General features: G+C 56.8%; 20 protein-coding genes. All 20 read left to right on the top strand.

Features of this window, described 5'->3' with window-relative positions; translation table 11 throughout:
* Window positions 1–1,077 precede the first annotated feature (1,077 nt).
* Window positions 1,078–3,396 (top strand): glycoside hydrolase family 78 protein, encoded by a 2,319-nt coding sequence (locus PAE68_RS11845; protein WP_281887257.1) that lies wholly within the window; start codon window positions 1,078–1,080, stop codon window positions 3,394–3,396.
* Window positions 3,397–3,545: 149 nt separating this feature from the next.
* A complete protein-coding gene (locus tag PAE68_RS11850) occupies window positions 3,546–5,834 on the top strand; it encodes a DEAD/DEAH box helicase (protein WP_281891039.1) in 2,289 nt (762 codons plus the stop codon).
* On the top strand, window positions 5,831–7,333 hold the full coding sequence (locus tag PAE68_RS11855) for a ribonuclease H-like domain-containing protein (RefSeq protein WP_281887259.1): 1,503 nt from the start codon (window positions 5,831–5,833) through the stop codon (window positions 7,331–7,333). Before PAE68_RS11850 ends, PAE68_RS11855 begins: the two co-directional genes overlap by 4 nt.
* Window positions 7,334–7,419: 86 nt before the next feature.
* Complete coding sequence (locus PAE68_RS11860; RefSeq protein WP_281887261.1) at window positions 7,420–8,229, top strand: Fpg/Nei family DNA glycosylase; 810 nt, start codon at window positions 7,420–7,422, stop codon at window positions 8,227–8,229.
* Between the two features lie 22 nt (window positions 8,230–8,251).
* Complete coding sequence (locus tag PAE68_RS11865; protein ID WP_281887263.1) at window positions 8,252–9,100, top strand: deoxyribonuclease IV; 849 nt, start codon at window positions 8,252–8,254, stop codon at window positions 9,098–9,100.
* Window positions 9,097–9,435, top strand: coding sequence for a cyclic-phosphate processing receiver domain-containing protein (locus tag PAE68_RS11870; protein WP_281887265.1), 339 nt, complete (start codon window positions 9,097–9,099; stop codon window positions 9,433–9,435). Before PAE68_RS11865 ends, PAE68_RS11870 begins: the two co-directional genes overlap by 4 nt.
* Window positions 9,436–9,528: 93 nt before the next feature.
* Window positions 9,529–10,296, top strand: coding sequence for an ABC transporter ATP-binding protein (locus PAE68_RS11875; protein ID WP_281891041.1), 768 nt, complete (start codon window positions 9,529–9,531; stop codon window positions 10,294–10,296).
* Window positions 10,293–11,327, top strand: coding sequence for an SAM-dependent methyltransferase (locus PAE68_RS11880; RefSeq protein WP_281887267.1), 1,035 nt, complete (start codon window positions 10,293–10,295; stop codon window positions 11,325–11,327). Before PAE68_RS11875 ends, PAE68_RS11880 begins: the two co-directional genes overlap by 4 nt.
* A 24-nt stretch (window positions 11,328–11,351) precedes the next feature.
* Window positions 11,352–11,981, top strand: coding sequence for a class I SAM-dependent methyltransferase (locus PAE68_RS11885; protein WP_281887269.1), 630 nt, complete (start codon window positions 11,352–11,354; stop codon window positions 11,979–11,981).
* Window positions 11,982–12,041: 60 nt separating this feature from the next.
* Entirely contained in the window at window positions 12,042–12,512 is a 471-nt protein-coding gene (locus tag PAE68_RS11890; RefSeq protein ID WP_281887272.1) for a DinB family protein, read from the top strand.
* A 1-nt stretch (window position 12,513) separates the two neighbouring features.
* Window positions 12,514–13,908: an NlpC/P60 family protein gene (locus tag PAE68_RS11895; protein ID WP_281887273.1), complete on the top strand. Its 1,395-nt coding sequence runs from the start codon at window positions 12,514–12,516 to the stop codon at window positions 13,906–13,908.
* A gap of 158 nt (window positions 13,909–14,066) precedes the next feature.
* Window positions 14,067–15,212 (top strand): P-loop NTPase family protein, encoded by a 1,146-nt coding sequence (locus PAE68_RS11900; RefSeq protein WP_281887275.1) that lies wholly within the window; start codon window positions 14,067–14,069, stop codon window positions 15,210–15,212.
* The gene (locus PAE68_RS11905; RefSeq protein ID WP_281887277.1) at window positions 15,212–16,441 is read left to right on the top strand and encodes a TadA family conjugal transfer-associated ATPase; all 1,230 of its coding nucleotides are present in this window, start codon (window positions 15,212–15,214) and stop codon (window positions 16,439–16,441) included. Before PAE68_RS11900 ends, PAE68_RS11905 begins: the two co-directional genes overlap by 1 nt.
* Window positions 16,442–16,561: 120 nt before the next feature.
* Window positions 16,562–17,368 (top strand): type II secretion system F family protein, encoded by an 807-nt coding sequence (locus PAE68_RS11910; protein ID WP_281887279.1) that lies wholly within the window; start codon window positions 16,562–16,564, stop codon window positions 17,366–17,368.
* A gap of 6 nt (window positions 17,369–17,374) precedes the next feature.
* On the top strand, window positions 17,375–18,283 hold the full coding sequence (locus PAE68_RS11915; protein ID WP_281887281.1) for a type II secretion system F family protein: 909 nt from the start codon (window positions 17,375–17,377) through the stop codon (window positions 18,281–18,283).
* 48 nt (window positions 18,284–18,331) lie between these two features.
* Window positions 18,332–18,568: a Flp1 family type IVb pilin gene (locus PAE68_RS11920; RefSeq protein ID WP_281887283.1), complete on the top strand. Its 237-nt coding sequence runs from the start codon at window positions 18,332–18,334 to the stop codon at window positions 18,566–18,568.
* 28 nt (window positions 18,569–18,596) lie between these two features.
* Window positions 18,597–19,691 (top strand): hypothetical protein, encoded by a 1,095-nt coding sequence (locus tag PAE68_RS11925; protein ID WP_281887285.1) that lies wholly within the window; start codon window positions 18,597–18,599, stop codon window positions 19,689–19,691.
* Window positions 19,692–19,731: 40 nt separating this feature from the next.
* Entirely contained in the window at window positions 19,732–22,035 is a 2,304-nt protein-coding gene (locus PAE68_RS11930) for a hypothetical protein (protein ID WP_281887287.1), read from the top strand.
* Window positions 22,036–22,065: 30 nt separating this feature from the next.
* Window positions 22,066–22,722: a pilus assembly protein gene (locus tag PAE68_RS11935; protein ID WP_281887289.1), complete on the top strand. Its 657-nt coding sequence runs from the start codon at window positions 22,066–22,068 to the stop codon at window positions 22,720–22,722.
* 10 nt (window positions 22,723–22,732) lie between these two features.
* Window positions 22,733–23,359, top strand: a complete 627-nt coding sequence (locus PAE68_RS11940; protein WP_281887291.1) for an A24 family peptidase — start codon at window positions 22,733–22,735, stop codon at window positions 23,357–23,359.
* Window positions 23,360–23,369 lie beyond the last annotated feature (10 nt).

The following is a 23,369-nucleotide window of genomic DNA, read 5'->3' on the forward strand; positions in this document are numbered from 1 at the left end:
GACAACTCCATATACAGCCCTAACTACAAGTACCCTGGACCACCCCCAGAACCTTATTGGTTTAATCCGCCTGAAAAGAAGAAAGCGTACGGACTAGAAATGGGCGCGATCCCTTACACAATAACGTATTGGGACAGCGACGATTATTCTTGGAGAACCCACTACAGTGAAACGAGTGGTATGTTAACAGACAGCTCCGGCAACGTGTTCAGTTATGTTGAGGATCGCCGTTCGGGGAGAAAAGTTCTAGAAAAGAAAACTGCAGATAGATCAAGTTTGATATGGGAATACAAGGGTGCGTTTGATCATGAGGGGAAGCTCTCTCTTAAGCCGATGCATGTGACACGAGACAATCAGAGGCTTGTGCTTTTTCCTAGATATTACTATACCAATCACGTGTCTTCTGGCATTAATATGCAGATAATTGATAACAACAGTGGGAAACATTTGCGTGATGTCCCAGTTCCTTCTGGTCGAGTTTATGTGACTGCTTTTGATAAGTTACTTGTATTTTCAGACACGGTTCAAGATGCTAACGTCGGGTATCAGAGATCTTTTTCGCAGTACCTTCTAATATACAATATAGATAAAAACAGCTGGCATAAAACCGAAGAGCCAATATCCACAGTACTAACTTCTGATTCTGATTTAGGTATTGGTGATTTTAGGGTAAGTCCTACTGTTACATTCAACGCAGACCGAAAAATAACTGTTATATCCCAAGGGTATCTTACTGTGCTTGATTTAGAGGCGAAGAAAATATTCTCTCCAAGCGAAAGAGTATTTATTCCTTATGGGAATAGCGGTACAACATTAGTTCCCTTCGGCGATGGTAAATTTTTAGTCCAACAAACCGATCAACGAGGAAGCTCAGATGATACAAGCTCTAGTACGTATATGCAGATCGTGAACTCAGCTCCAGACTCGAACTCCACTGGGTATACGTATGGTGATCTGTACAGTGACACCGAGAGTGTTGTTAATGGCGAACTGTCGATGTCACTAAAATTCAATTACAACAATTTCTCAGATATTGCATCCGCTGGTTTAATATTTCGCAGGCAAGATCACCGTAACATGTATCGAATGGAAGTTACTCCGAAAGTTACTCGGATCGTCAAGGTTGTCAATGGCAATCGAACGGTGTTGCAGGAGGTAGCCAATAGCCTTTCGTACCGCGTATATTACGATGTGAAGGTGAAGATGAACGGTACACGACTACGCGGCTATGTTGGAGGGGTTCCGCTCCTTGATGTGACAGACTCTGCATTTGCAAGCGGACAAGTCGGAATTTACTCGGAGGTTCCTTATTCGGTTCTGAAGAGTTTCACGATCAGTACATACTTAGGCACAAGCAGCCAGCTGCAAAATATCGGCGTCGTTGGGACGGCGCTTCGTTACTTGAAGCAATATACCGATCTCGAGAACGATCCGCCGATTGATAGCTTGACGAAATGGACGTATTCGCACACTGAGCCGAATAAGTTCCTCGATGCAGGGGACGGGTACTCAGGGCTGTCGTCCATGCATGGACAGACCGTCACGTCGCCGCATGCGGTGCTGGACAAGGTCGGGACGTACAAGATTGATTACCAGCTACCGGATGATCCGGCGCCACCGGGGTACAAATACTCGAACGACTTGTTCGCGTCATACCGTAAATACTCTGACCTGTCGACAACGTATGTGACGATTCATCGCCGCCCGATCTCGGAGTTTACACTAGCTGTTCGGGCGGACAAGACGATTGCTTGGACGGACGCGAGCCGTGACCCCGATCGATGGTTAAGCGCGACGAACTATTCGACGGAGTCTACTGGTATCAATTACCGTACGACAAGAGGGATTACGGAATACCAGCGTAACTACACGACGCCGAGCGGTATGACTGTAGAAGGGCAGCTGACGCGTCCGGGTGAATCGGGCTGGTATACGGTTCGTCAGGCGGTGAAGGACGAATACGGGGTCTGGAGCGAATGGTACGAGGTGCCGATCTGGGTGGAGCCTGCTCCGAACAATCCGCCAGCGGTGACGCTGACTTATCCGACAGGGACACTCGTCAATCCGACGCCGGTCAGCCTGAAGCCGACGATCCGCTGGAACCAGAGTGATCCAGATGCGGGGACGACGTTCAGTACGTTCAACCTCGAGATCAAGGATGAGTGGGGCGGCTGCGTCGAGTGTAAGACGGATCAGTCGATGAACACGACGAACGGTTCTTGGGCGTGGACGATGGACGGCTCGCTTACGATGGGGCGTAAGTACCAGGTACAAGTACAGGTGAAGGATGACGGAAATCTGGCTTCGCCGTGGAGCGGCATCGGCTGGATGGTCACGAATTCCCCGCCGACGGCGTATATGCAGCAGCCGAGCGGCACACATGCGAACCCGACCGTGTTCAACACGACGAGGCCGCAGCTTACCTTCGTACAAGCTGACCCGGATCCGGGGACGACGTTCATGTACATGCAGCTGCAGGTCCGAAATGAGGCGAATACGGTGATGCATCAGGATAGCGGTCAAATATGCCAAGCTGCAAGTGGAGGCGCTTGTGTCGGGACGACGAGCACGACGATGAGCTATACGTTTGGTCCGGAGCTGCCAGCTGGGCAGAAGCTACGCGTGCGGGTGAAGACGTGGGATCAGTACGGCTCGGAGTCGCCTTGGTCGCCGGATGCGTGGATGCTCATTAACCGCCCTCCAACGGGTCAGCTGCAGATCCCATCGCCGATCTATGAGTACGATTCACCGGAATTTACGGTGATGGTAACAGACCCGGACGGGGGCAAGCTGCGGGTCGTCGTGGAGAAGAGCGTTCGAGGCGGGGCGTACGCTCGACTGAAGGAGTGGACTGCTGTCGACTCGGGCAGCACTTTAACTTTCATCGATGGTCCATTGCCCGAGGGACCAGCTGTGCTCAGGCTGCACGTGACCGATGAGCACGGCAGTGTGTTCGAGCGGACGTACAGCTACGTCGTGCTGCCGCTGGAGCTAATCGGTGCGGTGCACCATACACCCGATTGGGAGAGCTACAGGCAATCGTGGAATGCCCGATTCCCGCAGCTGGAGCGAGCTTATTCAGACTTTTGGGCCGGAGAGGCGTTCGTGCTGACAGTGGATGTGACGCAAACAGGCAATAGTACGACGAAGCCACTAGCCGTTACTGCTGAGCTGCTGTCAACAGGCGAGGTGGTTGAGCTGTCTCGCAACGTCCATGCCCTTGTATCGTATGAGGGGCTGCTACTGAATACCGACCATACGAAGGTGTTGGAGCAGGGTAGACAGACGTTCCGCTTCACCGTCACTTGGTCGAATGGCTACGTTCAAGCTTACGATGTGCCGATTACGATACGGGATCATATTTTCGACGTGATCGTGAATCAGCTTCGGCATTAATCGTACCGCTCCCTGATGAGGCGGTTATTTAGTATCTAGAAACTTGTAAGTGATGGCCGCGAATTGGTCTTGCATAGCGGTTGTAAACCGAACATGCATTCGATATAATGAAGGAAACGTTGGATGAGAAGGAAGGGGCGATCTCCGCCGTGAACCGATTAACCGGCAAGGTAGCTTCCATGAACGAACTGCTCGAGCTTGTTCGAGCAACACCCGAAATGATGAGCCAGGTTACGTACTGGCATACGATACCCGCCCGTGAAGGGCGCTATGAGTGCTTTCCTGAACAGCTGCTGCCGCAGCTTGCGGATGCGCTGAGGGCGCGCGGCGTTAGCCAGCTGTACACGCATCAGGCGGAGGCGTTCCGACGGGTGCAGGAGGGACGGCACGTCGTGGCGGTGACGCCGACCGCGTCTGGCAAGACGCTATGCTATAACTTACCTGTCGTTCAAGGCATTCTGCAGGACGAGAGTGCGCGGGCGCTTTATTTATTCCCGACGAAGGCGCTCGCTCAGGATCAGGTGGCCGAGCTGCAGGAGCTAGCCACGACGATGGAGGCTGATCTGAAGACGCACACGTATGATGGCGATACACCGCCTACAGTGCGTCAGGCGATCCGCAATGCAGGTCACATCGTCGTGACGAACCCGGACATGCTGCATTCGGCGATTTTGCCGCATCATACGAAGTGGGTCAAGCTGTTCGAGAATATCAAGTATATTGTGATCGACGAGGTGCACGCCTATCGGGGTGTATTCGGCAGCCATGTGGCGAACGTCATCCGCAGGCTGAAGCGCATATGCCGCTTCTATGGCTCGAATCCGCAGTTCATATGTGCATCAGCGACGATAGATAATCCGAAGGAGCATGCGGAGCGATTGATCGGCGAGGAATGTGCGCTAGTGAATAACAACGGTGCACCGTCCGGTGAGAAGCACTTTGTCTTCTATAATCCGCCTGTTGTCAATGAGCAGCTCGGCATTCGGAAGAGCAGCGTACTCGAGACGCGCAAGCTCGCCGGTCTGCTGCTCAAGCAAGGCATTCAGACAATAGTATTCGCACGCAGTCGGGTACGCGTCGAGATCTTGCTCACCTACTTGCAGGAGCTGGTCGCGCATGAGCTTGGTCCGAAGACGATCCGCGGCTATCGGGGCGGTTATTTACCGCAGCTGCGTCGAGAGATTGAGCGGGGCTTGCGCAATGGTGAAATTCGCGGCGTCGTGAGCACGAATGCACTTGAGCTTGGCATCGACATCGGACAGCTGCAGGCGTGCGTACTGAACGGGTATCCTGGCACGATTGCGAGCACCTGGCAGCAGTCGGGCCGCGCGGGAAGGCGACAGGAGAGCTCAATTACGTTCATGGTTGCGAGCAGCAATCCGTTGGATCAATATGTGATCCAGAATCCGCAATTTTTTTTCGAGCGGCCGCCTGAGCGTGCGCTGATCGAGCCGGACAACCTGATCATATTGGTCGATCATGTGAAATGCGCAGCATACGAGCTCCCGTTCGAGGAGAACGAGCAGTTCGGTGGAGAGACGCTGAAGGATATATTGGAGTTTCTGGTGGAGGAGCGCATCCTTCATCGGGTGAAATCTCGCTGGCACTGGATGGAGCAGTCGTTCCCGGCGCATGACATTAGTCTTCGCTCCGCCGCTCAGGAGAACTTCATCATTATTGACAGGACGAACGGCTCGAGAGTGCTCGGTGAGGTCGACCGATTCAGTGCGCCGACGCTTATTCATGAGGAAGCGATCTACTTGCACGAGGGTGTGCAATTTCAGGTCGAGAAGCTCGATTATGAGGAGAAGAAGGCGTACGTTCGGCAGGTAGATGTCGATTACTTTACAGACGCCAATCTCGCCGTGCAGCTGAAGGTGCTTCATGTGATGCGTGAGGCGGACGGCTTCGGCTTGACCCGGCAATTCGGCGAGGTGACGGTGAACGCGAAGGCGACGATTTTTAAGAAAATCAAGCTCAATACGCACGAGAACATCGGTTCAGGTCCTATTCATCTGCCTGAGGAGGAGCTGCATACGAGCTCATACTGGTTCTCTATCCATGACGAGCTCGCGGCGACGATGTCGGTGAATGACATGCAGTTCGCCCTGCTCGGGCTGTCGAACGTGCTCGTGCACATTGCGCCGCTGTATCTCATGTGTGACCCTCTCGATATTCGTGTTGTGGCACAGGTGAAGGCGCTGCACAACAAGAAGCCGACGATCTTCTTCTATGATCGTTATCCGGGTGGAGTTGGTCTAAGTGAGCGGCTGTATGAGGTTCACGGTGAGCTGCTTGCAGAGGCACGGCGTCTCATCTCATCGTGTGGCTGCCTCAGCGGCTGTCCTGCTTGCGTCGGGCCGATCGAGGAGGTCGGATTGATGGGGAAGCAGCTCGCCATGCAGCTGCTCACCGCCTCTGACGGAGGTGTGCGATGAGCTCGCTGCGCGACCGATTGCAGCGTCATCTGAAGCCGAACGGGCGGACGGAGGAGCGAGAGAACAGCAGCACAGCGACAGAGGGTGAAGCGGATATTGTGCAGCAGGTGAATCTTGCTGATGCTTCCGATCCCGAAGCGCTAGGATGGGCGGCACTTGGCGCTGTGCTGCAGCCGGGTGAGCATGGCGACTTCGTCATGCGCCGTCTGCGGTTCCCGCTCGACCATCGGCACGGTGTGGCCGAGCTTGGGGAGCTTGCGGGGCGAGGGGATGCACTGCAGCGGCTTCTCTCAGCTCCGAAGCGGACAACAGCGCGCAGAACGAGCATCGCACCGCCTTCGAGCCGAGCCGCGGCCGCGAATACGACCGCTGCTACGCAAGGAGTAAGCGTCGAGCTGCGTCCTCCATCAGAAGACGTACAGACGCCGACGTATACGAATGTGAGTAAGCTGCTGTTCATCGATACCGAGACGACTGGGCTCGGTCAAGGTGCAGGCAATGTGCCGTTTATGGTCGGCATCGGTTTTTATGAGGAGGACCACTTTATGATCGAGCAGATGCTCATTCGCCATCCAGGGGAAGAGGCGTCTATGCTCGAATACCTCCAGACGAAGCTGGTGGAGCGCCCTGTTCTCATCTCCTATAACGGCAAGTCGTTCGACTGGCCGATTGTTCGCAATCGGTTCATCATGAATCGGGTGCCGTTGCCGGCTGAGCCACAGGGCCATATTGACTTCTTGTACCCGTCTCGCAGCTTGTGGAGACATACGCTGGCATCGTGCCGTCTCGGACAGGTGGAGTCAGATCGGCTCGGCGTCTTGCGTGAGGACGACGTGCCCGGCTCGATGGCCCCAGTGCTGTACTTTCAATATTTAGCTGAGAGAGACCCGAATGTGCTCGCGGGTGTGTTCCGCCATAACGAGTGGGATGTGCTGACGCTCGCGGGGCTGGCGATACATTTTGCGAAGCTGCTGGAGGGTGAGACGGATTGGCGGCACATTCAGTCGTTCGGGCGCGAGGAATGGTACCGATACGGATTGTGGCTCGATAAGATTGGTCTAGAGGATGCTGCCGTGTGGACGATGGAGGCGCTCAGCGAGGATTATATGGTGAATTCATATATGGACGAAGCCCGTGTGGCGACCGTGGATCAAGCTGGCGGTGTCGGTCATATGCTGCCGTTGGCTCGATTTTTTAAGAAAAGAAAACGTTATGACGTCGCCGTCCCTCTGTGGAAGCTCGCGATGGAGCGTGCTGCGCATTCCCGCACCGCCTCGCTCGAGCCGTACGTGGAGCTGTCGATCTATTACGAGCGGCAGATGAAGCAGCCTCATACTGCTCTAGAGTACGCCGAGCGCGCGCTCGACGTTCTGTGGAGACGTCAGTCGCTGCAACGGCTCGGTACGGCAAGGACGGCGGCTCCGACGAAGGAGCAGCAGGAGCTGGAGAAGCGGCTTGCCCGACTGCGACAGCGGGTATTTCAAGGCGAGAAGCAGTAGCTGAATGTCATGACTCACGAATCATTTGTATAATTGGCCTTCGATATGGAAATCTAGGGTAAGATCATATCGAAGGAGTGACGTTCATGCCGGAGCTTCCCGAAATGGAAAATTACCGTCAGCTGCTCAGCAGTCTCATCGTAAACCGACTCATTACCGGGACAGAGGTGACGCGGGCGAAGTCGATTAATGTGGAGCCGGATCGATTCGATCGGCTGCTTAGAGGGCAAACGGTGCGCAGTATGGGCCGAAGGGCGAAGCACCTGCTGTTCCATATGGCATCAGGCGATACGCTCGTGCTCCATCTGATGCTCGGCGGCGTCATGTTCTACGGGACTATGGAAGAGAAGCCTGACCGGACGGTGCAGGTGCGTATCAGCTACGGTGACTTTCATCTATTTTTCATCGGGCTGCGGCTCGGCTATTTGCACGTCGTGGAGCCTGGCCAGCTGCAGACTATGATGGCTAAGCTCGGACCGGAGCCGTTCGATCCTTCGCTCGATCAGCAGCGCTTCGGGGAGCTGCTCGGCGGGCGCCGCGGGACGCTGAAGAGCTGCCTTGTCGACCAAGGCTTCATCTCAGGCATCGGCAACTGCTATAGCGACGAAATCTGCTTCGACGCGGGGCTGCAGCCGGGCAGAGCGCCGCGCAGCTTGTCCATGGATGAGCGACAGAGGCTGTTCGACTCGATGCGGCGCGTACTGTCCGTGGCCACCGACGAGGGAGGATATATGGACATGCCGTTATATGCTGGCGATATGCTAACAGGAGGCTATGACAAGCAGTGCCGTGTCTACGACCGCGAGGGACAGCCATGCGTGAGATGCGGCGCGACAATTGTGAGAGCGGACGTCTCCTCGAAGAAATCGTTCTGCTGCATCCAGTGTCAGCATTGAGCATCGGAGGTGGAGGTCGCTCATGAACTTCGGCTGCCATATCAGTATTCGCAACGGCTACCTCGATGCAGCGAAGACAGCTGTCAGGCTTGGAGCTAAGGCGTATCAATATTTTCCGAAAAATCCGCGCAGCTTTTCCGTCAAGACGTTCCAGCGTGCTGACGCGGCAGCGTGCGCCGACTATTGCCGTAAGCAGGGCATCCGCTCGATCGGGCATACGCCGTATCCGACGAACATGGCGGCTGATCACGGAGAGCTGCGGGCTGCGACGGTTGCGTCGCTTCGCAACGATCTCGACATTGCCGATGCGTGCGGCTCGGTCGGGATTATTGTTCATTTTGGCAAATATCGAGGACAACACCCGTTACAAGGCTATCAAAATATTATACAATGCTTAAATGAGGTGCTGACCGGCTACGAGGGAGAAGCGAGGCTGCTGATCGAGAATCAGGCCGGAGAAGGGACCGTTATGGGGACGACGCTCGAGGAGCTTGTCCAGGTGAGACGTCTGTGCGAGCGTCCGGACAAGGTCGGATTCTGCTTCGATACGTGTCATGCCTTCGCCTGCGGCCTATGGCCTCAGCAGCCAGATGGCTGGCTCGAGCTGGAGCAACAGATGGTGGACACGCACTATTGGGACCATCTGCATGCGATTCACCTGAACGACTCCGTCTACCCGCGAGGTGCGGGCAAGGATCGGCATGCCTCCATCGGTAAAGGGGAGATGGGTGAGGCGCTCTTCGTTCCGCTGCTGCAATCCGAACGGCTGAAGGCGAAGGGGAATATACCTGTCGTACTGGAAACTCCTGTGCAGCGCGGCGCAACGCACGAGACTGAGATTCGTTACATATGGGAGCTGAGCGAGCGATGATTCACGTATATTTGGACGATTGGCGGAAGCCTCCAGCCAGCTTCACGTTGGCGAGCACAGCGGACGAATGTCTGCTGCTGCTGAACGAATGCGACGTAGACGTGCTGTCGCTGGATTACGACCTTGGGTGGAACGCTCCGAACGGGTTCGAGGTCGTACGCGGTATGCTCCTGTCGGGAAGGTTCGCAAGGCGAATCTACCTCCACACGTCCAGCGACGTGGGACGCCGTCGCATGTATGAAGCGCTGTACGCAGGCAAGCCGGAGCATGTCGAGCTGCATAACGGACCGACGCCTGACGAGCTGCTGCTTCAGCTTGCGAAGGGTCGCGTATAAGCGGTTAAGCGTCGTAACAGCTCTGAGCTCCCTCGGGGCCTGTTATCTTGAGAGAGGTTGTGTATACAGATGCCGGAACTGGCTGTAGATGAAATTGTATCGATGCGAAATATTCATTTTATAAGAGATCATCGTCATATCTTGAGTGAGGTTGAACTAGAGATTAAGCAAGGAGAGCATTGGATCATCTTGGGACGTAACGGCTCAGGTAAGACGACGCTGCTCGAGCTCATGAACGGCTACCAGTTCCCATCGCGGGGCAAGGTGCGGGTGCTCGGCAATCCGTACGGCGAGTGCGACGTGCGCGAGGTGCGCAAGAGGATCGGCTACATCAGCCAATCGCTGTATGAGAAGCTGAACCCGGCTGACCTCGTCTGGGAGGTCGTTGCGACAGGGGAGTTCGGCTTCCTCCGCTTCTACGAGTCGATACCGCCTGGCGTTCAGGAGCGGTCGCTCGATAAGCTTCGCGAGCTGCGGCTGTTGCATCTGGCGGATCAGCCGATCGGCAGCTTGTCTCAGGGAGAACGTAAGAAGGTGATGCTGGCGAGATCGCTGATGACGAATCCGTCGCTGCTTGTGATGGATGAGCCTTGCTCGGGGCTTGATATTCTCGAGCGCGAGCGGTTGCTTGAATTTATTCAGGAGCTGGCGGGGCAAGGCCGTACGATTGTGTATGTTACTCATCATCTCGAGGAAATTACGTCGCTGTTCACCCACGTCCTGCTTGTGGAGGAAGGTCGCATCGTGGCGGCAGGCCCGAAGCGTGACGTGCTGACAGCAGAGCATGTCTCTCAGGCGTTCCAGGTGCAGGTAAGTCTGGACTGGTTCCAGGACCGACCGTGGATGAAGGTGATTGGATGAGCAGGTCGTTGTTCGTCTGTACATCGAATCGAGGCTATGCACAGCAGGCGCAGGAGGAGCTTCGCAGACTCATTGGGGCTGACTGCCGGTTCGGTTGGTTAGCTCCGGGTGAGACGTTCACGCTTGAGACGGGAAGCGACCATGAGACTGTGCTACGTCTTGTCAATGACAATGAGCCGATCTTCCTGCGGCACCTGTTCCCTGCCACGGTTCACGTGGAATGGTCCGGTCGGGTGGAGGAGGCGGCGTCAGCTGTGAGGACGCTGCTCGCGCAAGGCGGCGCTTCACTCGTGGCTGGTGCGAATGTCGCTGTGCAGGCTCGCAAGCCGGAGGGTGAGAGCGGTCTGCCCGCGCCTTCCGAGCTGAAGGCTGAGCTCGATGCGCTGCTGGAGCGTGAGGCTGGCTCGGTGCCAGTCGTGCGTAATGCCGATTGGGTGCTGTCTATCTATATGACCGGGCAATCGCTCTATACCGGGCTTGCCCGACCGGAGCAGCAGCTGTCCGATTGGCCGGGCGGAGCTGTTCGATACCGCAGGGAGGACGGACAGATCTCGCGCGCGAAGTTCAAGCTGCTGGAGGCGGAGCAGTCGTTCGGGCTGGATCTTGCCCAATACAGCTCGGCGCTTGATGTCGGTGCAGCTCCCGGAGGCTGGACGAGCCTCTTGCTGGAGCGTGGTCTTGCTGTGACAGCCGTAGACCCTGCGAAGCTCGATCCTTCGTTAGTCGGACATCCGAGACTTACGTATATCGGCAAGACTGCGGACGCCGTCCAGTTCGCGGACGGTCAATTCGATCTGTTCGTCTGCGACATGAGCTGGAGCCCGAGGCAAATGACGAAGCTCGTCAAGTCGCTGCTTCCATCGCTTCAAGCTGGTGGTACGGCCATTATTACGGTCAAGCTCATGCATAAGAAGGCGTTCCAGACGATCCGCGAGGTCGTCGAAGACTTATCTGAGGAGCTGGCGCTGCAGAAGGCGAAGCAGCTGTTCCATAATCGTGAGGAGCTTACGCTGTTTTTCATCCGTAAATAATCGGTGGAAGGGAGGCGCTAGGCCATGTCTGGAGCTTACTGGGATAGCATCTATGCGAAGCTGAAGCCTGAGGATGTGAAATACGACTTATGGCTTCAGCGTTATGCAGATCGTCTGCGTGCTACTGCGTCAGATAGTAGACCAATTGTAGATCTGGGTTGTGGTGCTGGCAACAACACCTTGTACCTCACCGAGCTCGGGCTGCCTGTTATAGCGTGCGACATGTCGGTGGAGGCGCTAAAGCAGGTGAACGCCCGCATGCCGCACGTGCGGACAGTTCGGCTTAATTTGCTTGACCCGCTTCCCTTTGCGGACTGCTGTGCGTCTGCGGTCATTGCGGATCTGTGCTTGCATTATTTTCGCTGGACGGACACGATGGTTATGATGAAGGAGCTGCATCGTGTATTGCCTGCGGGCGGGCTGCTGGCGTTGAGAGTCAACTCCGTGCATGACAAGGCTTATGGCGCTGGAGAAGGACTGGAGCTGGAGCCGCAGCTGTATGAACGCGATGGTATGATGAAGCGCTTCTTTGATCAGCGCCAGCTTGAAGCGTTGCTGGCGGACGGCTGGCGGGTGCTGACTATGGAGGAGCAGCAGCTCGATCGTTACGGCAAGCCGAAGCAGGTGTGGTTCGCAGCCGCGGAGCGTGTGTGACTCAAGCTTCACAACAACTGGCATAGGACTTCAAACCATGTGTAAGGGAGAGGGATCGGGATGATGGAGGAGCTCGTAAGGAGCTATGAAGACGGCTATAATAGGCTGCTGCAAGCGCTGGATGGCGTAAGTGAAGAGCTGCTGATGTATAAGCCTGCTCCTGACAAGTGGAGCATCAAAGAGGTCGTTATTCATGTATGTGATGCAGAGGTCGTAGCGGTTGATCGGATGAAACGAGTGATATCTGAGCCGAACCAGCTCTTCTTCAAGTTCGACCCTGACGCTTGGGCGGTTAAGCTTCGCTACCAGGAGCTCGACATGCAGCCATACTTGACGCTGCTGCAATCGCTCCGCAGTATGATGACAGCTGTGCTCGAAGGATTGTCCGAGGAGGACTGGGCACGGACGGGTGTTCACAATATCGCGGGCAAGGTGACGCTGAAGGACCTTGTGACGATGTTCGCGAACCATATCGACGTCCATGTGCGCCAAATTGAGCGGAACAAGCAATCGTTCGCGAGCTGCGGATAAGATGGAGCATGTACGAACGAATTTCATGCGAGTGATCGTACCGATGGCGCTGCTGGCAGCGGTGATGACGCTCGGATTGCTGTTCGTCAGCAGGCCCATAGCATCGCCGCAGATGGCCATGGAGGGACACGTTGAAGCTCGAGCAGCGTCTGTTGACATGACGCATGACGCAGTGTCGCCGCAGCTTCATACGTCGGGCATCATGAGCAGCGGGGGAGCTGCTGGTGCGGAGCTGTCGGTAAGCACGGGAGCTACTACAGCAAAGTCTACAAGCACGGAAGGTTCTTCAGCGACGTCCGCAACTGTCACTGTCACTGCTAATGATGACATGATATGTGAGGTGCGCGAATACCGCTCGCCTGATCCGAGACGCAGAGTCATCGATGTGCCTGTGGCAACGCTGTGGACGAAGCCTGGTCTGGCAAGACCGATGGACGCACCGACAACTGGTGAGCAGCCGAATGTACGGAGCTGGATTGAGTCGATGCGCATACCTGAGAAGCTGTGGCTAGTTGGCAAGCTGGAGACGCAGGCCTTGCTCGGCTCGGAGGTCATGCTGCTGGAGGAGCGCGAAGAATGGTCGCGTGTGCAGCTGCCAGACCAGCCGACCTCGCGCTGGAAGGATGGCTACATCGGCTGGCTGTCCAGCGAACAGCTGGCGACGCCGTTCTATGATTACTCGGCATGTCCGGTCGCCTCCGTCGTGAAGCGCTCGGTCGTCCTGACGGAGGTACCCGTCGCTAAGCAGCCGAGCTCTAGCACAGGCTCAAGCTCTAGCTCTAGTTCTAGTTCCAACTCTAACTCTAACTCTAACTCTAACTCTAACTCTAACTTGTCCGACTTGCCCACTGGACTAGAGATCAGCTTCAATACAAGGCTTCCAGTCGTGCGCGAGCAAGGTGGTCGTCTCCAGCTCGCCCTGCCGGACGGCTCCACTCGATGGGTGCAGCGTGACGAGGTAGTCCTTCTTACAAGCAAGCTTGAGCCCGCTTCGGCAACCGTGGAGCTGGAGGAGCGTCGTAACAAGCTAATGGAGACAGCCAAGCAGTTCGTGGGCCTTCCTTATGTGTGGAGCGGCACCTCTGGGTTCGGCTTTGACTGCTCGGGCTTCACGTACTCGATGTATCGCGCTCTAGGCATCTCGATCCCCCGCGACGCGAAGGATCAGGCGACGTCTGGTCAGCCAGTTGACCTCAAGAGGCTTGAGCCCGGCGATCTGCTGTTCTTCGCCTACGAGAATGGCAAGGGGCGTGTGCACCACGTCGGGATGTATATCGGCAATGGGCAGATGATTCACTCGCCTAGAAGCGAGCGTCCACTTGAGATCATCTCGATCAAGCAGCCTGAGTATGCGAAGGAGCTTGCAGGTGCGCGAAGGTTTTTAACGGAATCGTAAGCAGGGGCTTGCGTCTTCCAACGATTATGATATAATACGATTAATTGGATACACGATTCGTTAACGGAAGCACCGTTGTTTGGAGATAACACTCCTTGCAGCGCGTGCTTTTTTTGTTGTCCAATCGCACTTCTGAATGGAAGAGGAGGACGAGCATCTTGGCCCAAGTGCCTTTATTGCTGATGGAGAAGGATGTGTATTTCGGGGAAAAGCTCGCCGCCTATCTGCGAACGTCCGAGTTCGCCGACAGGCTGGCGCTGCACTGGCATACGTCGGAGCAGGAGGGCTGGCGCTGGATCGAGGAGATGAAGTCACCGTTCATCGCAGTCGTGCACGAATCGATCCCGCTGCCTGAGCCATTGCCTGAGGCTTGTCGGGCGCAGCTATGGCTGCTGTGCGAGTCTGAGCGTGGCTCAAGCACAGCAGGTACTGCAGGTACTGCAGGAGCAGACGGGCAGCCCTTGCGCATCTTGGCGAAATACCAGCCGCTGAATCGTCTGCTCTCGTCACTTATAGCAGGCTATAACGACACAGAGACACACGCGCCGATCCGCGGCACGCGGTATGCAGCAACGACTGTTGTATATTCCCCGATCGGTGGCAGCGGCAAGACGGTGACAGCTGTGCATACTGCTGCGCAGCTAACGGCTGCGGGTGAGCGAGTGCTCCTGCTCTGCTTCGAGCGCTTACCTTCACGAGTCTGGTACACCTCTGCGAGCGAGCAGGGTCAAGGGGATGCGGACACTTTCTCCAAGCTGCTCTACTATGCGAAGACGCGTCCGGCGAAAATTGCAGCCCAGCTCGAGCAGCTCAAGCTGAGGCATGTGCAGGGCCGCTTCGATTATATCCCACCGCTCACATATGCGCAGGAATGGGACGAGCTTGGCGCTGCAGAGGTGCAGGCTCTGCTTGCGGGTGCGGCTGACAGCGGAGTATATGACCATGTCATCGTCGACGCTGACAGTGCCGATACGCCTGCGGCCGCGGCGCTGCTGGAGGCGGCTGATCACATTTTGTGGCCAGTAGCCGACGACTGTATACAGCTGCAGAAGATTACCGAGTGGTTCGATGCCCGCCGGGCGGTGGATGCGCAGAAGACGGAGCAGCTGCGGCGCAACGTTATTTTTATACATAATCGTGCGATGGGTTCGCAGACTGTCAATACGTTCTCGGATTACTCGATCATCGTCCGTGGTCGGCTGCCGTATGTACCGGAGTGGAAGGCGCTTGGTCGAGCGGATGTCCAGCTGCTCAGAGGCTTCGCGGACGAAGCAGTAGCGGCGCTGCGGGGAGGGAAGCGCTAATGGTGGACGAGCAGCAGTGGCAGCAGCTGAAGCTGGAGCTGAAGCAAGCGGTGAAGGAGCGCATCGACTACGGCCACATGATGTCGGACGAGGAGCTGCTGGAGGTGATCGAGGAGGAGGTGTTCGCCCGGTCTGCACAGCGGTTCATTCCAGCAGGCCGCAAGCGCAGCATCGTGCTCGACGTCTACCATTCGTTCCGGGGACTCGATGTCTTGCAGCCGCTCGTCGACGACGAACGCATTACGGAAATTATGATCAATGCCCATGACCGCATCTTCATCGAGAAGGACGGTATCGTCACCATGACAGATACCGCATTCGAGAGTCGCGAGCGGCTGGAGGATACGATTCAAGCGATCGTCGGTCGGGTGAACCGGATTGTTAATGAGTCCAACCCGGTCGTAGACGCCAGGCTGCCCGACGGGTCCCGCGTGAACGTTGTGCTGCCACCGGTCGCTCTGAATGGCCCGACGATGACGATCCGTAAGTTCCCTGCCCAGCCGCTGACACTGGACGATCTCATTGACCGGGAGGCAGTTTCACGGGAGGCGGCGGAGCTGCTGACACGCTTGGTGCGTGCCAAGTACAACCTGTTCATCAGCGGGGGCACGGGCTCTGGCAAGACGACGCTGCTGAACGCTCTATCCCAGCATATTCCACCTGATGAGCGCATCATTACGATCGAGGATTCGGCAGAGCTGCAAATTCGCGGCGTTCCGAACGTGGTCCGACTGGAAACACGCAACGCGAGCACAGAGGGGAAGGGTGAGATCAGCATCCGTCATCTCATTCGCGCGTCACTCCGGATGCGTCCGAACCGGATTATCGTCGGCGAGGTGCGGGGCGCCGAGGCGCTCGATATGCTGCAAGCGATGAATACGGGCCACGACGGCTCGCTGTCCACCGGTCACGCCAATTCGCCAATCGACATGGTGAGTCGCTTGGAGACGATGGTGCTGAGCGGCGCGCAGCTTCCGCTTGACGTCGTGCGCAAGCAGATTGCGGGCGCGATCGATTTTTTCGTCCATATACAGCGTCTGAGAGACCGATCCCGCCGCATTACGGAAATTAGCGAGGTCATCGGAATGAACGAAGGGGAGGTGGTGCTGCAGCCGATCTATACGTTTCAAGAAAATGGTGAACGGAACGGCCGCATCGTCGGCGAGCTGCGTTCGACCGGCCATGCCCAGGCGCATACGTACAAGCTGCAGATGTATGGTCTGACGTGACGGTGAGGTACGGGGATAATGTAGGCTCACCCATATGAAGGGGGCTTACTAGGAAAGGGGAGATGGCCTATTCACATCGAGCTAACTGGCGTGAAGGCGGCTCTGCGCCGAGCTGGCGCAATGAGGGAGCGATGGAGTGCAGGAGGTCGACCGAAGCAGCCTGAAGGCCAGCGGGATTCGAGGTTGATCGATTACGACGTACTCGAGCTCAGCTCGCGGCAGTGGCTCGCCGCCGCTCTATTCGGTGCGCTGCTCATGTCGATCGTGGCGTGGGTATTTTATCGGGAGCTGCTCGCGATTATCCTGTTCGCGCCGCTGGGCTTGCTGTTCCCTGGCATGTGGCGCAAGCGGCTGATCGCAAGGCGGAAGGCACAGCTGAAGCTGCAGTTCAAGCAGCTGCTGTCGACTGTATCGTCTGCGCTTGGGGCAGGCCGCTCGATTGAGAGTGCGATTCGGGAGTCACTTAGCGACCTCAGACTGTTGTATCCCGACGGGAAAAGCCCGATTCTCCAGGAGCTCGCGATGATCATCCATCGGATGGATAACGGAGAGAGCGTCGAATCCGCGCTGTTCGAATTCGCAGGTCGAGCCAAGCTGGAGGAGCTGAGCCAATTCGCACAGGTGTTCGTCATCTGTAAACGAACGGGAGGCAATCTCGTGCAGGTCGTCCGCCGAACGTCGCTGCTCATTCAGGAGAAGCTGGAGATCGAGCTCGATCTTCAAGTGACGCTGGCGCAAAAGCGGTTCGAGTCCAAGCTGCTCTCAGCCGCCCCGATCGTGTTCGTCGCCATTATGGCCTGGAGCGCCCCAGATTATATGGAGCCCTTGTACGGCTCGCTAGTGGGCGTCTTCGTGATGACGGGGGCGATTGGCGTCATGGCGCTGTGCCAATATTGGATTCAACACATTATGAACATAAAGGTGTGAGCTGGAATGTCTTGGATGCTGCTCGTGTTCGCGCTTCAGCTTGTCGTTGCTGCCGTCTGGCTACCACAGCACCATAAATATGCGCATTGGCTGTTCGAGCAGAAAGGGATTCAGCCGCGAACGGCTGCCTATTGGGCTGGAGCAGGAGCACTCGCGGTAAGTGAGCGTCTCCGATTGACAGAGCGCTTCGGCGAGCCGCTGCTCAAGGTGCACCAGATTATGGTCGGCTTGTACGGTGCGAAGCCCGCGCTGACGCATACGACATGGTTCGTCGTGCGAGGGGTGTGGGCCGTGTGGGGCTGCCTTGCTGGCTTCACTCTGCTCGGGGCACTGGCGGAGGACAATGCAGAGATGCTTGTATACGGACTGCTGGCGGCGCTCGTCTCGCCGGTCGCACTGTTCCTGCAGGAGCAGACGAAGCTGAAGCAGAAGCGTCGACTCATGCTGATGGAGCTGCCGGAGGTGCTGAACCAGCTCATGCTGCTGGTCGGTGCCGGAGAGTCGCTGCAGAAGGCAATCGTTCGACTTGGGGAGCAGGATGCAGAAGGCGGCACGGCTCATAGTGGCGGAGGTAAGAACAGAAGCCGTAATCCGCTGCGGGTAGAGCTTGCCGAGACGGCACGCGCGCTTGCGATGAATGTCTCCTTCTCGAAGGCGATGGAGGACTTCAGCAAGCGCTGCGCGATTCAGGAGACGACGCTGTTCACGACGACGCTGCTGCTCAACTACAAGCGAGGCGGCGATGAGCTGTTCGTGTCGCTGCGCGAGCTGTCGATGACGCTGTGGGATAAGCGTAAGGCGCTGGCGAGAACGCTCGGCGAGGAGGCGGCGTCGAAGCTTGTTTTTCCGATGGTGGTGCTATTCATGATGATTATGATCATCGTCGCGGTGCCGGCGCTGCTGATGGCGGGATAAGGTTCGATTAAGCTAGTTCAATCTAACAATCTAAGGGAGGAAACGAATATGTTGAGCACGATGAAGGATGCTTGGGTACAATTCTGGGACGATGAGGAAGGACTCGGTACGCTGGAAATATTGCTGATCGTTGCGGTGCTGCTTATTATTGCGGTGGCGTTCCGTAAGTGGATTATGCAGTGGATGAGGCAGTTGTTCGAATCTGCTGATAAACAGATTAATAATGAAATTAAAGATGTTGGATCAAGTAAAATTGACCCGCCAGCGCTGCCAACGAATAACTAGTATGACATGGAGTAGGACAACTGCGGCTATGAAGAGCAAGGTTAGCTCGGCTTGGTTGAGGAAGCGTCAGAATTGTCTAGTGCTTGGGAATGAATCTCGCTCCACAAGACAAGCCCGGTACTTGCACATTTACCTAAAGCGCCTCACACGCTCCACATCCGGTCAGATCACGCTGGAAGCGTCGCTGACGATGCCGCTGATCTTCCTATCCACCGCTGCGCTGCTCGGTCTCGGACTGCTCTTCTACTTCGAATCGAGCCTGTATCATAAGGCGGGGGAGGCGGCTGAGCGCACCGCTTACATATGGGATAACAGCAGCAAGGAGCTGGTGACCGGATCGGTGCATCCGACGGCGAGCGACGGTCTGTATTGGCGTCTTACCTCGGACGGCTTGTCCCAGTGGTTCAATCTAGCTTCGCCGATGAGTCCTGTCGCCGTTGCGCTGCCTGCTTCCGCGGATTCCACAGCAGGCGGAGCAGTCGGGAAGCTGGCGCGTACGGCTGACACATTGCCTGATGCATGGCGGGGGCAGCTGTCGTTCTCGCACTATGGCGTGCTGCGCATCGTTCGGGCTTCGCTCGAGCGGTCGACCGGGCTATCCGCCCTTGCCCCGCAATGGCTGCGCAAGGAGCAGCTCGACGGCGACGTGAAATCTTACGTCGTCGAGCCGGTCGAGACGATCCGCATGGTCGACTTGACGCGGACGTTCATCGCCGAAATTCAAGGACGGATCAGGCCGCAGGCTGCACTTGCGGCGCTCAAGCAGCCGGGTACAACCCCGAAGGAGCCGACGCGCGTAGCCTCACACGCACAGGCGGCGCAATATTTGCGGCTGCTCGTAGGTGGGAAGGAGACGCAGCTGGAGGTGAAGCCGGGCACGCTGCGGCAGGTCGATGCGCTCGACGCGACTGGCGTCGCGCATCAAGCCTATTATACGTTCAATGAGAAGAACCTTCGCGAGGTGCAGCTGATGAAGGATGCCGAGCTGCTGAAGCAAGGGACACAGGTGAAGGGAGTGGTCTGGCACTTCTTCAAGCTATCGAAGAACGACAAGGTGAAGCTGACACAGACGTTGAAGAGCGAGATTGAACGGCATGGTATTGTCTTAGTATTTCATGAGTGACGCATGCATGGTCCGCTTGGCCTGAAGGGAGGTTACTAGGTTGAAATTAGGCTCGAGGTGGAGGAGAGATGAGGAGGGCGCGGTGTCGGTATACTTCATGCTCGCCCTGCTGCCCCTGCTGCTGTTCTTCGGTCTCTTGATCGATGTGATGCGGTGGAGAGCAGCCGAGCAGGAGACGGAGCAGGCGGTGAAGGCCGGTGTTCGCTCGGTCATGTCCGCCTTCTCCAAGGACCTGCACGCATATGGGCTGTTCGCGCTCGATCCGGCGACCGCCAAGTCCTCGGAGGTGTTCGTCAAGACTGTGGAGGGCAGCTTGTCCTCGGCAGCGGGCGCCTCCCGGTTCGCCTGGATCAGTCCGACGCTGGACAAAAGCAGTGCGAAGGTGACGCCGATGTTTCCGCTGTCCAACCACGATATATTGAAGCAGCAAATTTTAGAGGAGATGAAGGTTCGGGCTCCGCTTAATTTTACGCTGGAGCTGACAGATAAATGGAAGAAAAATGGTGTAGCTGCCGGAGTCGGTCAAGCGGCCCAGTTCGGTCAAAGTGCGCAAAAAATCGAGAAGCTGATCGAGGAACGGGACAAGCAGCTAGGCGATGCGTGGGACGCATTCATCCGTATTCGGACGCATGCGGGGGACGTCACGCCGTTCTACCAGACGCAGCTTCGCGACCTGAACGAGCTGAGTGCGCTGATCGGTGTGCATACGCTCGAGGATACTCAGAGAGCACTGCAACAAGCGAAGCAGTCGGTGACCTCCATTCAAGAGCAGCTGCGCGCAATAGATGGCTCGATCGCGTCTCTCGCCCGTGCTGGAGCTGGGGCTGCTATGGCGATCCAGCAGCTGGCGATGGCCAAGCAACAGCTAATCGTTCAATATAACGAAGCGACACAGCGCGTGACTCAGTACGAGCAGCTGATGAATCACTTCATCAAGTACGGTGAGCTGCTGCTCGTCATCCAGCGGAAGTCGAGCGTCGATCTGTCCGACGTTCAGCCGAAGCTGAAGACGTTCCAGACGGCGTTCAAGGAAGCGCTCAAGGCGAACGATACGTTGAATGAGGAGCTGCAGAAGGTTAATGCGGCTAGCGGAGGTACTCCTGCTGGAACGGGCACAGGTACGGCTCAGGCGCAGCAATCGTTCGCCTCGGTCAAGGTGTTCGATCGGGAGGAGCTGCAGCGCTGGGAGGCAGAGGTCGGCGGTGCGGTGGCACAGTTTGCCGGCTTTCACGCACAGATGAACGACGGCATCTGGTTCACGCAGCAGAAGTATGCGACGACGCTTGCCAGCGTAGAAGGCTACAGGAGCAAGCTGAATACGGCGCACAGCAGGATGGCGCCTCATATCGATACGCATCAGCAGAGCGTCCGGCAGGTGCAGGCTGCGAAGCGGGAGCAACGTACCAAGGCGATGGCAGTGCTCGACCAAGTTCGTCGAGGTCTTGGCACCTGCAGCCTGATCAGTGATGTTGACCCTTATGAGCCGTTGTATCACGAGCTGCAGGGCAACCCGAATACGCCGGGTGTCGTCGGATTTTATCAAGTGTATATGAGCATGAACGCCCAGCAGGATCCGCTCACTGCGCCGCCTGCTGTACCGATGGATAACGTTGATGAGGCTGGCTTAGGAGCTCTGAAGCTCCTCTCGGGTCTTGAGAGCTTATTAACCGACGTTCGAGATGAATTCTATATCGATGAGTACGCGATCAGCAAGTTCAGCTACCGTACGCTTGGTCTGGAGAAGGATGCATTCGGCCGCCCTCGCACGTCGAAGGAGCTGTCGGCCCCTGAGCAGCATCCGCTCACGAATCAGGAGGTCGAATATTTAATATACGGCGGAGGCTCCTGTGCAAGCAATTATTCGCTCGCCTATGCCGAGATGTTCGCGTTCCGCTTCGCCGTTGGCATCACAGAAGCGCTCATGAGGCCAGAGACGAAGGCGCTCGCTGCCGGGTCGCCATGGCTCGTTGTGCTGACAGCGATCGCCGAGGGAGCATGGAAGGCGCAGCAGGATATGACCGAGCTCGTGCAGGGTGACGCGGTGCCGGTATCGAGCAAGCTGAGTCCGCTTATAACGATGACGTATAAAGATTACTTGCGACTGTTCCTGCTGCTGCACAGCCGGGAGCAGGTGCTGCTGTCGCGTATTCAGGCGTTGGTTCAGCTGAATACGAATATTGATCTTGCGGCTACGTCGACCTATGTATCGGGGAACGCCTCAACGGCGCACCGTCATTGGTTCATGGGTGGCATTATGCGTGCGCTTGGCGAGTCCTCGTTCGGAGGCTGCAGCAAGGACAGTGCGCATTGCTTGCTCACGCGAACGGCAGATTATCGTTATTAGAGAATGAAGGCGTATGAGAGGGGGAGCAGTATGAAGCTGCTGAAGGAACGTCAGGGCGGCATCGTGCTGGAGGCCGCGCTCGTGCTTCCATTATTCGCGACGATCTCGATGCTGTTCGTGTCGATGATTCGAATGTCGCAGGCGGAGATGGCGCTGCACAGTATGGTGAGCGAGTCCGCGAAGGTGATGGCCGCGAACCTGTATCCGGTGGAGCAGCTATACGTGGGAGCAAGGCAGCAATTGGCAGCGAGCGCCCCGGTGATGTGGCTAGAGCAGGTCGTCTCCCAGGCGAATGCGGCTCGATCGCAAGTGGTGGAGGCGGAGAAGTTCGTTGAGGATCATAGCCGATTCATCCCGGAGCCGATCGTCCGTCTCGTCGCGTGGGAGAAGGAGCACCGCACGCAGCTGGAGGCAGCCGGGGGAGAGAAGACGGCTGAGCTGAAGGCTTCCATAAGGAAGAAGGCGGCAGCCGCAGCGACGCCCTTGATCGCTTCCTTCGGCGATACGAAGACGCTGGACCCGAAGAAGCTGAAGGTGACGGATTTGCAGCTTCCGGACTTTGAGCAGGGGCAGTCCGCATACGTCGTCGTCGAGGCGGAATATGCTTATAAGCTGACGCTGCCTTTTTATACGAGAACCGTGATATTACGCAAAAAAGCGACCGAACGGGCATGGATCGGAGGGTAAGAGGAGTCTTATGGTATGGATGTGGGGAGCATTCGGATTGTATATATGTACAGCCTTCGCGACGGATATTCGCAAGCAGGTCATTCCGAATTGGCTGACGATTGGCGGTATGATCGCTGGATTAATCGGCTATTTGGTGGCGCTCGGCTGGGAGGGGCTGACTTACTCAGCTGCAGGTCTAGCCTGCGGGTTCGTTCCGATGCTGCTGCTATACTTGCTGCGCGGCGTCGGTGCTGGCGATGTGAAGCTGTTCGGTGCGATTGGCGCAATGACCGGCGCTGCCTTCGCCTTGCATGCAATGGCGGCTGCCCTATGTATGGCGGGGGTGATCGCCGTCATCGTGCTAGCCGTTCGCAGTGACCGAGCGCAGCGCTTCGCGAGGCTGAATGGGCTGCTGCTTCGAGTATGGCTATTGCGTGATTGGAGCTGGCTGCGACAGCTCTTCAGGTGGAAGCTCGCCGAACGGGAGCACCGTCCACAGGTACGGGAGCAGCAGAAGAGTGAGCCTCAGCGCAGACATGGGAGTGAAGCGGCGATAGATGCAGGTCCGATCGACAGTAGGCTGCGATTTCCCTTCATGTGGGCCGTTGTGCCAGGAGTGCTCTACACGTATGCCGTGTGGATGGATTGGCTTTGATGACGAAGAC

Source organism: Paenibacillus sp. YYML68, assembly GCF_027923405.1.
Lineage (GTDB): Bacteria > Bacillota > Bacilli > Paenibacillales > NBRC-103111 > Paenibacillus_G.

Bases quoted from the DNA above. Each gene is read 5' to 3' on its own strand.
- PAE68_RS11935 (WP_281887289.1), top strand. From the start codon at position 22,066: ATGAAGCTGCTGAAGGAACGTCAGGGCGGCATCGTGCTGGAGGCCGCG.
- PAE68_RS11925 (WP_281887285.1), top strand. From the start codon at position 18,597: ATGAAGAGCAAGGTTAGCTCGGCTTGGTTGAGGAAGCGTCAGAATTGT.
- PAE68_RS11905 (WP_281887277.1), top strand. From the start codon at position 15,212: ATGGTGGACGAGCAGCAGTGGCAGCAGCTGAAGCTGGAGCTGAAGCAA.
- PAE68_RS11915 (WP_281887281.1), top strand. From the start codon at position 17,375: ATGTCTTGGATGCTGCTCGTGTTCGCGCTTCAGCTTGTCGTTGCTGCC.
- PAE68_RS11885 (WP_281887269.1), top strand. From the start codon at position 11,352: ATGTCTGGAGCTTACTGGGATAGCATCTATGCGAAGCTGAAGCCTGAG.
- PAE68_RS11940 (WP_281887291.1), top strand. From the start codon at position 22,733: ATGGTATGGATGTGGGGAGCATTCGGATTGTATATATGTACAGCCTTC.
- PAE68_RS11845 (WP_281887257.1), top strand. From the start codon at position 1,078: ATGTATCGAATGGAAGTTACTCCGAAAGTTACTCGGATCGTCAAGGTT.
- PAE68_RS11890 (WP_281887272.1), top strand. From the start codon at position 12,042: ATGATGGAGGAGCTCGTAAGGAGCTATGAAGACGGCTATAATAGGCTG.
- PAE68_RS11870 (WP_281887265.1), top strand. From the start codon at position 9,097: ATGATTCACGTATATTTGGACGATTGGCGGAAGCCTCCAGCCAGCTTC.
- PAE68_RS11895 (WP_281887273.1), top strand. From the start codon at position 12,514: ATGGAGCATGTACGAACGAATTTCATGCGAGTGATCGTACCGATGGCG.
- PAE68_RS11920 (WP_281887283.1), top strand. From the start codon at position 18,332: ATGTTGAGCACGATGAAGGATGCTTGGGTACAATTCTGGGACGATGAG.
- PAE68_RS11860 (WP_281887261.1), top strand. From the start codon at position 7,420: ATGCCGGAGCTTCCCGAAATGGAAAATTACCGTCAGCTGCTCAGCAGT.
- PAE68_RS11855 (WP_281887259.1), top strand. From the start codon at position 5,831: ATGAGCTCGCTGCGCGACCGATTGCAGCGTCATCTGAAGCCGAACGGG.
- PAE68_RS11910 (WP_281887279.1), top strand. From the start codon at position 16,562: ATGAGGGAGCGATGGAGTGCAGGAGGTCGACCGAAGCAGCCTGAAGGC.
- PAE68_RS11865 (WP_281887263.1), top strand. From the start codon at position 8,252: ATGAACTTCGGCTGCCATATCAGTATTCGCAACGGCTACCTCGATGCA.
- PAE68_RS11880 (WP_281887267.1), top strand. From the start codon at position 10,293: ATGAGCAGGTCGTTGTTCGTCTGTACATCGAATCGAGGCTATGCACAG.